The following is an 11,674-nucleotide window of genomic DNA, read 5'->3' on the forward strand; positions in this document are numbered from 1 at the left end:
GCAAAATCACAATCATCCATGCGATTGTATTTTAAAACTTAGCGCGGAGGGTTAATTTCATGTTCCGTGGCTCACCATAACGATTCGAGTCTGTTGTTAAATATGAATAATATTTTTTATCCAAGACATTATTGGCATTAACAGCAATCGTAATATTTTCACTCAATGGATAGCTTGCCATCAAATTAACCAGTGCATAGCCTTCCTGTTTTGCAGGTTTAGAGCCATAACGTCCGACTAACCATTCACTTTGATAATTTACCCCACCACCCACAGTTAAGTTGTTGGGTAACTTATACGTCGCAAATAACCGAGCAATATGTTCAGGTGTAGTTTCATTGAAAGTTTGGCCCTGCTTGGCGATATCTTTTTTATATTCTGTTGTATTGTAGGTATAACCTGCTGAAAGATTTAAATTTGGTAATACTTCTCCACGTAATTCGGTTTCAATCCCTTCACTGACTACCTCTCCAGCAGAAACATTACAATATCCTTCTCCACCATTAAAGGCACACTGCCCTTTACTACTCTGATCCTGAATAGCTCGATTAATTTGATTTGTTCTAAAAGCTGCAATTGATGCGATCAGTTTATCGTCATTAAAGCTTCCTTTCACCCCGATTTCGTAGACATTACCCTGAACTGGATCAAGCAATTTTTCATTACGATCTTTGACATTTTGCACGACAAAGGTATCTGTGAAACTCGCATAACCCGTATACGTATCATTAAAATCATAAGTTAGACCCACATAAGGTGTCCAAATATTATCTTTTTTATAATGAACGGCACGACTGTCGACAAATTTACCCGTTACATTACTTTGGTATTCTGAATCATATTTAAAATTACTTTCTCGGACACCCGTAATCAACTTGAGTGAATCAGCCAAGTTCCAACGTGTCGTCAGATAAAGGCCTGTTTGCTCAGTATGTACGTACGAACGGCCGCCATCTTGATCGTAACGTGGCGCGGCATAAGGTAGACCATAAGGATCAAAGTCAAACACATTCACTTGCATTTGCTCAACACCAACAGGTTTGGTACTGGCTTGGCGATCCCACAATGAACCATCTGCCATCAGGGTATCCCAGCTAGTCCATTGTCCAGGTATATCACTTTTCTGATGATTAATCCCCGCAACTAACTCATGTTCACGGCCTAACAAGTTAAATGCACCTTTAGTAAAGAAATCAAATACATCAAGTTGCTGATTATAACGATAGCCATATTTGTTGATCGTCGCCTTCGGATTACTCTTATCAATCGCACCTGTACTAGCAAAGGCAAGGCTGGTAAAGGCCATGTCCATATCAATATCAGCTCTTAAATAACTCCCCTTCACCATCCATCCATTTTCGAACTGGTGGGTCAAATCAATAAAGGCTTGGCTATTTTTCTTATCCCAAAAGTCTCGATAATCACAACCACAGTTATCTCGATCCAGTCCAATATCAGATCCATCTGAATAACGAGGCAAACTGTTCACTGGCACCGCATGTTCTTTCTGTTGGGAATAGCCAAAATTAAGTAAAGTATTTTTTGTCAGATCTGCACTGATAATCCCGTAAAGTAAATTACTATCGCGCGTAACGGCTTTCATCCATGAATCACCATCTTGATAAGCTAAAACCAGTCGCCCTCTAATTGTTCCTGATTCATTTAAACGGTTGGAAACATCGACTTCCCCACGGACTGTATTCCATGACCCATAACTCACTGCACCGCTAGCATGTAAATCAGCCGTTGGCTTTTTACGAATCAGATTCACCGTACCTGCTGGTTCTCCTGAACCTTGCAACAAACCAGCCGCCCCCCGTAAAACCTCAACACTTTCCAACATAGCCATATCGGGTTTTGACGAAGCGACATTGGTTGCATTGACGGCAACACCATCATACTGCATCAAATTAGAGTTCCAGCCATCCCCCATGTTGAACCCACGTATCGAGAAGTTGGTTCGTTCAGTATTGTCCCCCGTTAGAATAATCCCTGTAGTATTTAATAAAGCTTCCCCTAGATTCGTTGCCCCCATATCTTCCATTTGTTTTTGTGTAATCACCGAAACCGACTGAGGGGTTTCCTTAACGCTTAAATTGAGTTTGGTCGAAGTACTGGCATTTTTCTTGGTGTAATTATTCTCCAATGAATCATCTGCTGTAACTACAATTGTAGGCAAAATATTTGTGGGTGCTGTTGCCTCCATGGCAGCATAGGCTGTTCCAACCCAACACGTATAAAGTGCCAGATAAATTGCACTTTTTGGAAAAATTCGATATTGAGAGATAGAACGATACATAAGATTCTCCACCTAAAATGAGAATCATTATCTTTATATTTTACAATTAAACAACGGTTATGTTCATATTTTATGCATTATTTTCTACTTTACCTTATCAATACTTTCAATAAAGGAGGTATCAACTTTTGTTCACACATCACAATCAGATTTAAAAAATCTGGATCAATGATAAAATTTAGGACCTCTCTTTCTATTCTGAAACAGCCCTAGACTTCAATCTTAATGCCAGAAAAAGACCAAAGATTAAAAACACCACAACCATCAAAGTGATGCCCATCCAGCCAAAGTTTTCCCAGACCAGACCACCGCTACTGCCCAATAAACTTGAACCGATGTAATAGCAGAGCAAATACAGTGAAGATGCGACTGCACGGTATTGCACGGCCTGCACAGAAACCCAGCTACTGGCAGTCGAATGCGCGGCAAAAAATGAAAAAGTAAAAATAATCAGCCCGAGCAGAATCGTCCATAAAGATGGAATTAAAGTAATTAACAGACCCAGCATCATGGTAAGTAATAGCACGGGCAACACCTTATCGCGCCCATATTTAAAGCCCCATTTGGCAGCTTTAGGTGAGCTATAAATCCCGGCCAGATAAGCGATCGAAATCAGGCCAATCCAGGTTTGTGATAAATGAAAGGGAGCTTCCAGCAAGTGATAACTAATATAGTTAAATACAGTGACCAGACAGCCCATCAAGATAAATCCTTGGGCAAACAGAATCCGTAATTTCGGATCTTTTAAATTCTGCTCAAACGCCGCCTTAAAACGGGAAAAACGGAATGGAAAGGGCTTGAAATGCTGTGATTTGGGAAGTAACAGATAAAATAGACAGGCGATAATGAAATTGATAAAACCAATTGCATAAGTTGCTGCTTGCCATGAGATAAAGTCAACCAGTACTCCTGCAATCAACCGTCCCCCCATGCCGCCAATGGCCGTACCTGAAATATATAGCCCCATCGCAAAGCCAATATCTTTTTGCGCAATTTCTTCACCAATATACGTCATCGCTACTGCAGCTACGCCACTAACCGCTAGACCAATAAAAACACGGGTGGTCAGGAAAATTTCCCAAACGGGAAACGACGCACTCAGCAGCAATAAAATCGAGACCAAAAATAAGGCAAATACCATGATCGGCTTACGCCCAAAACGATCAGAAATAAAACCGGTGAATAGCAGGCCAATCGCAAGCGCAATGGTTGAAAAAGACAGCGGGAAACTGCTGTGGGTAGGCGTCACATGAAAGAATTCTGCAAAAATCGGCATCATCGGTTGAACACAGTACAACGATGAAAATGATGCAAAACCGGCAAAGAACAAGGACCATAAAATCGCAGTAAACGATTTTGAACCATACTCGATATGGGTTGGGCGCAACACTGATTCAGACATGAGGACTCCTTATGCCCAATCAGTATACGCCTTCAGCCGAAATGCGGAATGATCATTTCGGCGATTTTGACCGAATGTTTAAAATAATGCTTTAGGCAGACGAATCTGAATAATTTCATTGTCGTCGGCAAGTTTGGCATTGCGTCCCGATGAACCCGGGAAATTATTGTCATTCAATACCGTCAAAGTCGTGCCATTTTCAATGATGACATCTTCAATGGTCTCAAATGGAAATGCAAAAACCTTACCTGTTCCAATATCTCCGGCCCGCACAGTGCCGTATAGAGCATCTGGATTGGCAATCTTCATCAAGTCAACCAGATCCTCACGCACTACTGCTTGTTTAGGCTCATTGAACTTAATCCGGATCAGTTTTTTATATCCACCTAGATTATTCTGGCTCACATCCCGCTCGATAATGATGCCTTCTTTGTCATTAAACAATTGGAAATCGCCAATATTGGTGGCTTTGCTGTTCAGCTCAAACCAATAATAAATACCGGTATAGGCTTTTTTCTGAAGGTCAAACTGGGAAATCAGTAGTCGGCCAGTTGCATCATTCAGTAAAGGTTTTTCCAGTAATGGATATAAATACTTGCCATCTGGTGAAATTGCCATGCCCTCGAAGCCACTACTGCGCCCCACCAGAGGCTCAACATAATTGATATTGGCTTTATTCAGTTGATTTTGTGGCGAACGTAATTCTTGTGTCGGATTCAATGGATTTGGCAATCCAATCGGCGCATCGAGCAACACACCTTCTGCCGAGAAGTGCAACAGATAAGGACCAAACTCGTCGCCAATCCAGTAGCTTCCATCCGCAGCACGTTGCATCGATTCAGGATCAAAATCCGCCCCAGTCAACAAACGCTCTGCGGTATTGCCATTCACAATCTCAAAAGGAATCAGTTTATTGGGATCACGTAGCTGGACAAAACTTTGCACAGCCACTTGCCCTGTGCCTTTAGCTTTGCTTTTAAAGTCTGCTTTGATTTTATAAATACGTAACAAGAAATCGGCTGAATTGTCCTGTGTGCCAAAACCGTTATCGGCCATGGCCATATAACTACCATCCGCATTTTTCAAAGCGGCAGAAAAGCCTTGTACTGGCTGCCCTTTAAATGGCGGATAAATTCCATTGGCACCACTCACGGCTTTACCCGAGTCGGGGCCAGCCGCATAAGTTGCAACATCAAGTTTGGCAAAAGAGACTAAAGTAGGCTCGGTAACTTTCTCTGTGGGTGTGGTCTGATCTTGTTTATTATCATCGTTACAGGCACTGAGTCCTAAAGCTGTACTGCACAATACGGCCAATAAAGTTTTCTTATTCATGGTTTTATACGCTTGGTCAAAAATTACGCCAATTTAAGCAAGCTTTGATGACATTTTTACTGCAATCGCATGAACTCTTTATGGCGAAAAGATGACAATGTAACCCGACATTTTGTTTTATAAATTACGCTAATGATCGCCTATCCAGTCTTACTCAAGTTTGATCGGTCGATATGCACCCGCAATCGCGGCTTTTAAAAAGTTTTGAAAGGTTGGACATTGCATATGATTTTCTGCGGGACATACCGCAGCATGTCTCAGTCCCTGGCTGATAAAATCCAGACGCTGGATCATTTGTTGCAATTGTTCAGCTTTTTCATTGAGCATGGCTCGATCCAGTTCAGGCTGACCATTTTCGCCAAACATCTGTGCAATTTCATTGAGGGAAAAACCTGCCGCCCGCCCCAAAGCAATCAATGCCAATTGATCCAGAACCTGCTTACCATATTGTCGGCGTAATCCATGACGGCCTATTGATTTGATTAAACCTTTTTCTTCATAAAAGCGTAAGGTTGAGGTGCTCACATGGGCCCGCTTCGCAACTTCTCCAATATCCATAAATACCCCTTGACTTCAAGTTGACTTGAACTTGCACACTATCTTTATCGCTTTTTACGCAACAAAGATCAAGGTGAAAAATGGAAACTGCAGAACTGTTATTTCAAATCCTGTGTTTAGGTGTCGGTGCCACAATCATGATGGATATGTGGCTATTGCTGTTAAAAACACTCAACCGCCCAAGCTTAAATTTTGCTTTGTTGGGCCGTTGGTTGGGCTGGATATTTCGAGGCAAGTTCATCCATGCATCGATTGCACAAAGTCCTGCCATCCGACAGGAATATGCCTTGGGTTGGCTGGCACATTACAGTGTCGGCATGCTGTTTGCCTTCAGCTTTGTGCTGATTGTTGGAGAAGCATGGTTATTGCAACCACAATTTAGCTCTGCTTTTATTTTCGGCGTGATTACAGTGCTCATTCCCTTCTTGATTATGCAACCGGCTATGGGGGCAGGCGTTGCTTCAACTAAAACAGCACAGCCTCTGCGCAACTGTCTACGCAGCCTGATCAACCACGCTATTTTCGGCTGCGGTTTATATCTCAGCGCGCTATTGCTTGCATTATTTCACTGAGGGATCAACCATGAAGTCGATTGCCATTATTTATCATAGCCGTCAGGGCCATACCCAGTTTATTGCCCAACAGATTCAACGCGGTATAGCGCAAGTTGGACAGATTAAAACTGTTTTATTCAGCGCTGAGCAGTTAATGTCTCAACCCGAATTACTCTGTCATTATGACGGACTGATTTGGGGCTCTCCCACCTATTTGGGTGGTATATCCGGCACATTCAAACAATTGATGGATGCCACAGGGCCGTTATGGAAAAAACAAGCATTTAAAGGAAAATTAGCCGCAGGATTTACCGTTTCCTCACTGCCCGCAGGGGATAAGCAATCTACACTGATTTCACTTTTCACCTTTTCGATGCAACACGGTATGATATGGGTCGGTAACCCTATTTTACCTGAGCAACATCAAGGGGTTCCGTATACGCAAGCAGCCAATCGTCTCGGCTCATGGACTGGGCTTATGGCACAAGCTGAACATGCCAGTACAGCAGATGCCTTTGATTTTGGTGATATCAAAACTGCTCAGCTATTTGGACAAAATTTTGCATTCAGCTTAAGTGCATATCAAGGAGTGATGATCACGTGAAAGCAGCAAGTCTTTTATTTCCATTGGTTCTGTCCTGCATGATGTCTTTTTTAATTTCTGGCATCACCACATTAAAGGCAGTCGGTTTTATCGATCATTTCTTTGCTATGTGGATGTCAGCATGGATCGTGGCGTGGATGTTTGCCTTTCCTAGCGTATTGGTCTGTGCACCGATTGCACAAAGGTTGGTTGGTTGGATTCTAAAGAAACGCTAATTAGGACTTTGTAAGCAAAAGCCTACAGTAACTGTGGTCATGGGCGAATATCCCTAGAGAGATAGATTCACTAAGATATGAAGCATAGAGAGACAGGATGTCTCATTCAGAATAACAAGAACACAGGATGTGGTCGTTGACAGGAGTTGGCGGCAAGAAACCAAATATGAAAAGCCTCGATAGGATGTCGGGGCTTTTTTATGATCCTTGAGTTTGTTTGAATACAAAAAAGTAAACGATTTAACTTACGATTCTGCATTGACTCCCTGTGGCTTGCTACCTACTATCCGCATGTTTTATATATGATGGTCAGTCTTGTTTTACGATGATAATTTACAACAAATTTTGCTTTTCTCGGTTCCCAATCACTTTTGCCAAATTGAGTGTCGTCCTTTTCATTAGCTATTTAACCGCTGCCTGTACCAGTACTCAAGGTCCCTCTGTACGTCAATCTCAACAATTTGCAACAGGAATCCAGAACGCCTACTCCGTTGCGCCGAGCACAGCTAATCGCGTTGCTCCAATCATTCTCAAAACTGCTGAACGACATAACATTTCCCCGCATTTACTCGCTGCACTAATTCGTCAGGAATCCAGTTATCGCACGTTTGCCCGCTCTTCTGCGGATGCAGTGGGCTTAACACAGGTCCGGCCAAAATTCTGGCAACAGTTTTGTCCAGGTGATCTGTATGATGAACATGTCAATATTAATTGTGGTGCCTATATTCTAGCGAACTACTATCAGTCCACTGGAGACTGGGCAAAAGCCTTGGGTTATTACAATGTGGGTCCAACAGGCTATCGCAGAAGCCCGTATATGCGCCAACAAGCTGAACGTTATGCCAGCTCAGTCAAACGACATGAACAGTCCTTGAAAGAAGCTTTATAAACCTTGTCGGTAAAAACCTACACCGGTTGGCGTTATTGGCGAATGTCGTCATCATCTTGCATTCATTAATATAGGACTCATACAGGGACAGGACGTCTCATTCAGAACAATAACAGCACAGGATGTGGTCATTGACAGGAGTTGATGGCAAGAAACCCAATATGAAAAGCCTCGACAGGATGTCGGGGCTTTTTTATGTCCCGTTTAAAAGAATGAATACGGTAAAACAACTGCTATTGACTCCCCTAAACCGAGTGCATACCATCCTAATAATTTTATTCTGTCTCGGGTCTTGGTTTTGCAAATCGTCTCTACATCAACTGATCAAGGTATGGCTTCTCACGCGCTCGGTTCACTTTTTTTAAAGCTCAGCCTTGTCATTATGGCAGTGAGTCTTTCCGCGTGTAGTAGCTTAAGCGGATCATTTGCAAATCGCTCAAATCAACTCTCCTCAGGCTTACAAAACGCTTATTCTGTTTCACCCAGCACGGCAAATCGTTTATCACCGATGATCATTCAAAGTGCTGAGCGTTATGATGTATCGCCGACTTTACTGGCCGCGCTGATTCGCCAGGAATCCAATTATAATAGCGCTGCCCGCTCACCAACGGGGGCCATTGGTTTAACCCAAATCATTTCCAGTCATTGGAATCAGGCTTGCCCAGGCAATCTTTATGATGAAAATGTCAACATTAACTGTGGCGCGCATGTTCTCTCGACCTACTATCGATCTGCTGGTAGCTGGTCCAAAGCCGTGGCCTATTACAATGTTGGCCCAACAGGCTATCAACGTAGCTTCTGGACACGGCATAAAGGTAAAAAGTACGCCCGCTCAGTGAAACGCCATGAAAAAACCTTGAAAAAAGCCTTATAAAAAATACAGCAAAAATGAAAAAACCATGCGCTTAGGCATGGTTTTTTATACCTTGAACAATAGATTTAGGCTTCGTCAAACAGACCTTCAAACAAGACTGAAGATAGGTAACGTTCACCGCTATCCGGTAAGATCACCACTATAGTTTTGCCTGCATTTTCAGGACGTTCGGCAATTTGGGCTGCCGCCGCCAATGCTGCACCACTGGAGATACCGACCAGAATCCCTTCTTGAGTTGCACACTTTCTTGCCCACTCAATGGCATCCGCACTATTTACAGCTACAACTTCATCTACCAAATCCAGATCTAAGTTCTTCGGAATGAAGTTGGCTCCAATTCCTTGAATTTTATGCGGTGCCGGGGTAATGCTTTCGCCATTTTTGGTTTGAGTGATGATTGGAGATTCAGCCGGTTCAACTGCAACTGAATACAACGGCTTATTCTGAACGTGCTCAAAATAACGAGAAATTCCGGTAATGGTTCCGCCTGTGCCGACACCCGCCACGAGAATATCAACTTGTCCATTGGTTGCCTGCCAGATTTCAGGACCGGTGGTATCGACATGAATTTGAGGATTGGCTGGATTTTCAAATTGTTGCGGCAAGAAATATAGTTCTGGATTTTCCGTAGCTAAACGCACAGCTTCATCTACTGCACCTTTCATTCCTTTAGCAGGCTCAGTTAAAACCAGATTTGCACCTAAAGCTTTTAAAACCTTTCGGCGTTCCAGGCTCATACTTGCAGGCATGGTTAAGGTAATTGGATAACCTTTTGCCGCTGCAACAAAGGCTAAAGCAATCCCTGTATTACCACTGGTCGGTTCAACAATATGCATGCCAGCTTTCAGTACACCACGTTTTTCTGCATCTGCAATCAAAGCGGCACCAATACGACACTTCACTGAAAATGCAGGGTTACGGCTTTCAACTTTTGCTAAAACCGTTGCACCCGTTTTAATCAGACGGTTAATACGCACTAAAGGTGTGTTGCCAATGGCTTCGGCATTGTTTGAATACACTGCGATCCCTAGGTTGGCTGGTGCTGGAAATTGCTGATCAGTTGACATGTTATTTCCTTATTAGATTTGGAATGATTCTCAATCATTATAGGCTTGTGGCGCGAGGAGGAAAGTAGAAAACATATAAATTATAGAAAATAAATATTTTTCAAAAAGTTAAATAAGATAACTCTCAACTACTGCTCCAAAATTTGCGTTATTCTCTTTTGATAATTATTCAAAAAATCCTTTGTTACCCGAAAATGTTCCGTTTCTTCATAGCTTATTTGTTTGATACCCGATTCCGAAAACTGGTAAATTTTTGCATTTGGATACGCCAGAAGAATAGGTGAATGGGTTGCAATAATAAATTGGGATTGTGCCTGACATAAACGATCTAACACCGATAATGTGGTCATTAGCATGGTCGGTGATAAAGCGGCTTCCGGCTCATCCAAAAGATATAAGCCTCGCCCTTTTAACTTCATGGTTAATAACTTTAAAAACCCCTCTCCATGAGAGCGTGCGTGTATGTCTCCACCGTAACCTGCCAGATAATCCAGTTCTTTCATATAAGTCGCCACGTTATAAAAACTTTCAGCCCTTAAGAAGTAATAATCCTGAGGCTTCTTAAAACTTTTTATTGTGCGCAGAGATTGATATAAAACAGAGCTGCTGGTCGCCGTATTCAGTTGCACATTGCGTGTCCCTCCCTCTTCCGAAAAACCTAATGCCAGTGCCAATGCTTCGAGAATCGTAGACTTTCCCGAACCATTTTCCCCAACAAAAAATGTAACGTCGGGATGAAACTCAATATTTTCCAAATCATTGACTGCTGGAATGACATAGGGGTAACTGGCCCAGTCTAAACTTTCTGGAGCTTTCAGCTTTACGGCTCTGATATAAGGTCTTTCTTGCATGAGGCTATTAAAAATCTATTTTCTGTAGCATGCTGGATATCCGAGTGTAATAACACCCTTTTTTCAACTCTTGACGGCATATCTTGTCGCGTTTTTAAAATGTTTATTTTTAATAGCTTAAATCCAGTGATTATCAATAAATTCCATCACATGATATATCCGTTTTTCTAAAGAACGCTCACCAACAGCCATAATAATATCTTTAACTCCTCCGACATATGGAGAGTCACCTAACACTCTAGTTTCTAACGTAATTGAACAGGCATTGTTATCAGAAATCTCAATACGGTGATAAGCATGCCGAGCTAAATTTTGTTCAGGAATTCCAAATTCAGATTGCTGTTTTTGTATTTCACGCACTGATTCAATACGATTACTCGGAATATTCAGGGAGTTGGCCAGAGCCACTGCTGTACCTGGTAGAGATGTTTTATTTGCTTGATGTAATTCAGTAATATTTATTTGATATTGGCTAAAATTTTGCCCGCTTTTTTCGAGCATATTCATAAATTTAAGCATTAATATATTGGTATTTGGGCATAAAACAACTGGAATCAAATAATCTTGCTGATAGTCAACATCTGTTGATAATTCAATAAGACTGGAATTTGTCTGTCGACAATAAGAAATTGCCTCATTTAATTCTCTTCCAGAACCAGCGTGCACTACAATAGCGACTGTGTCCTCTGGATTTCGGTCAGCCCACGGTAAAACCCGATAATTTTTCTCAAAATTTAACGCTTTGAGCAATTCATTCGCTAATTTACCAGAGCCAATAATATATACATTTGTCATAAACTAAAGTTTTTAGATAATTTTATTGATATTAATCTATTTTCGTTTAATTTATTTTCATTTCCCAATAAAAAACACCCCCTAACGTTAGTTAGGGGGTGTTTCTAATTTAAAAGCTGGCGATGACTTACTCTCACATGGCAAGTGCCACACTACCATCAGCGCTAAGAGGTTTCACTTCTGAGTTCGGGAAGGGATCAGGTGGTTCACTCTTGCTATTGTCGCCAGCAAACT

At 41.9% G+C, this 11,674-nt stretch carries 12 protein-coding genes and 1 rRNA gene; 5 read left to right on the plus strand and 8 right to left on the minus strand.

Annotated features, from left to right (window positions below):
- Window positions 1-31: 31 nt before the first annotated feature.
- The 4 genes from MSG93_RS11480 to MSG93_RS11495 all read right to left on the minus strand — a co-directional run bounded on the left by MSG93_RS11480 (window position 32) and on the right by MSG93_RS11495 (window position 5,591).
- Window positions 32-2,299 (minus strand): TonB-dependent siderophore receptor, encoded by a 2,268-nt coding sequence (locus MSG93_RS11480; protein WP_005281131.1) that lies wholly within the window; start codon window positions 2,297-2,299, stop codon window positions 32-34.
- Window positions 2,300-2,492: 193 nt separating this feature from the next.
- Window positions 2,493-3,701: an MFS transporter gene (locus MSG93_RS11485; protein ID WP_005281134.1), complete on the minus strand. Its 1,209-nt coding sequence runs from the start codon at window positions 3,699-3,701 to the stop codon at window positions 2,493-2,495.
- A gap of 78 nt (window positions 3,702-3,779) precedes the next feature.
- Complete coding sequence (locus MSG93_RS11490; RefSeq protein WP_324621929.1) at window positions 3,780-5,033, minus strand: esterase-like activity of phytase family protein; 1,254 nt, start codon at window positions 5,031-5,033, stop codon at window positions 3,780-3,782.
- A 150-nt stretch (window positions 5,034-5,183) separates the two neighbouring features.
- Window positions 5,184-5,591, minus strand: coding sequence for a helix-turn-helix domain-containing protein (locus MSG93_RS11495; protein WP_199950264.1), 408 nt, complete (start codon window positions 5,589-5,591; stop codon window positions 5,184-5,186).
- Window positions 5,592-5,671: 80 nt separating this feature from the next.
- On the opposite strand from MSG93_RS11495, the gene MSG93_RS11500 reads away from it, so the two are divergent.
- The 5 genes from MSG93_RS11500 (at window position 5,672) to MSG93_RS11520 (ending at window position 8,727) form a co-directional block, all read left to right on the plus strand.
- On the plus strand, window positions 5,672-6,163 hold the full coding sequence (locus MSG93_RS11500; RefSeq protein ID WP_324621932.1) for a DUF2938 domain-containing protein: 492 nt from the start codon (window positions 5,672-5,674) through the stop codon (window positions 6,161-6,163).
- 10 nt (window positions 6,164-6,173) lie between these two features.
- A complete protein-coding gene (locus MSG93_RS11505; protein ID WP_324621933.1) occupies window positions 6,174-6,749 on the plus strand; it encodes a flavodoxin family protein in 576 nt (191 codons plus the stop codon).
- Entirely contained in the window at window positions 6,746-6,964 is a 219-nt protein-coding gene (locus MSG93_RS11510) for a DUF2798 domain-containing protein (protein ID WP_005226294.1), read from the plus strand. The genes MSG93_RS11505 and MSG93_RS11510 overlap by 4 nt, the downstream gene beginning before the upstream one ends.
- A 325-nt stretch (window positions 6,965-7,289) precedes the next feature.
- On the plus strand, window positions 7,290-7,853 hold the full coding sequence (locus tag MSG93_RS11515) for a lytic transglycosylase domain-containing protein (protein ID WP_032871288.1): 564 nt from the start codon (window positions 7,290-7,292) through the stop codon (window positions 7,851-7,853).
- A gap of 331 nt (window positions 7,854-8,184) precedes the next feature.
- Complete coding sequence (locus MSG93_RS11520) at window positions 8,185-8,727, plus strand: lytic transglycosylase domain-containing protein (protein ID WP_262476353.1); 543 nt, start codon at window positions 8,185-8,187, stop codon at window positions 8,725-8,727.
- Window positions 8,728-8,792: 65 nt separating this feature from the next.
- Here the strand turns inward: MSG93_RS11520 and cysK are convergent, their stop codons facing one another.
- The 4 genes from cysK to rrf all read right to left on the minus strand — a co-directional run bounded on the left by cysK (window position 8,793) and on the right by rrf (window position 11,669).
- The gene (cysK, locus tag MSG93_RS11525; RefSeq protein ID WP_324621936.1) at window positions 8,793-9,794 is read right to left on the minus strand and encodes a cysteine synthase A; all 1,002 of its coding nucleotides are present in this window, start codon (window positions 9,792-9,794) and stop codon (window positions 8,793-8,795) included.
- 128 nt (window positions 9,795-9,922) lie between these two features.
- A complete protein-coding gene (locus tag MSG93_RS11530; RefSeq protein WP_005281157.1) occupies window positions 9,923-10,645 on the minus strand; it encodes an AAA family ATPase in 723 nt (240 codons plus the stop codon).
- A 117-nt stretch (window positions 10,646-10,762) separates the two neighbouring features.
- Window positions 10,763-11,440 (minus strand): dihydrodipicolinate reductase C-terminal domain-containing protein, encoded by a 678-nt coding sequence (locus MSG93_RS11535; RefSeq protein ID WP_324621939.1) that lies wholly within the window; start codon window positions 11,438-11,440, stop codon window positions 10,763-10,765.
- Window positions 11,441-11,554: 114 nt separating this feature from the next.
- Window positions 11,555-11,669 (minus strand): 5S ribosomal RNA (gene rrf / locus MSG93_RS11540).
- Between the last annotated feature and the right edge of the window lie 5 nt (window positions 11,670-11,674).

It is taken from the genome of Acinetobacter sp. IK40 (assembly GCF_035615075.1).
Classification (GTDB): domain Bacteria; phylum Pseudomonadota; class Gammaproteobacteria; order Pseudomonadales; family Moraxellaceae; genus Acinetobacter; species Acinetobacter courvalinii.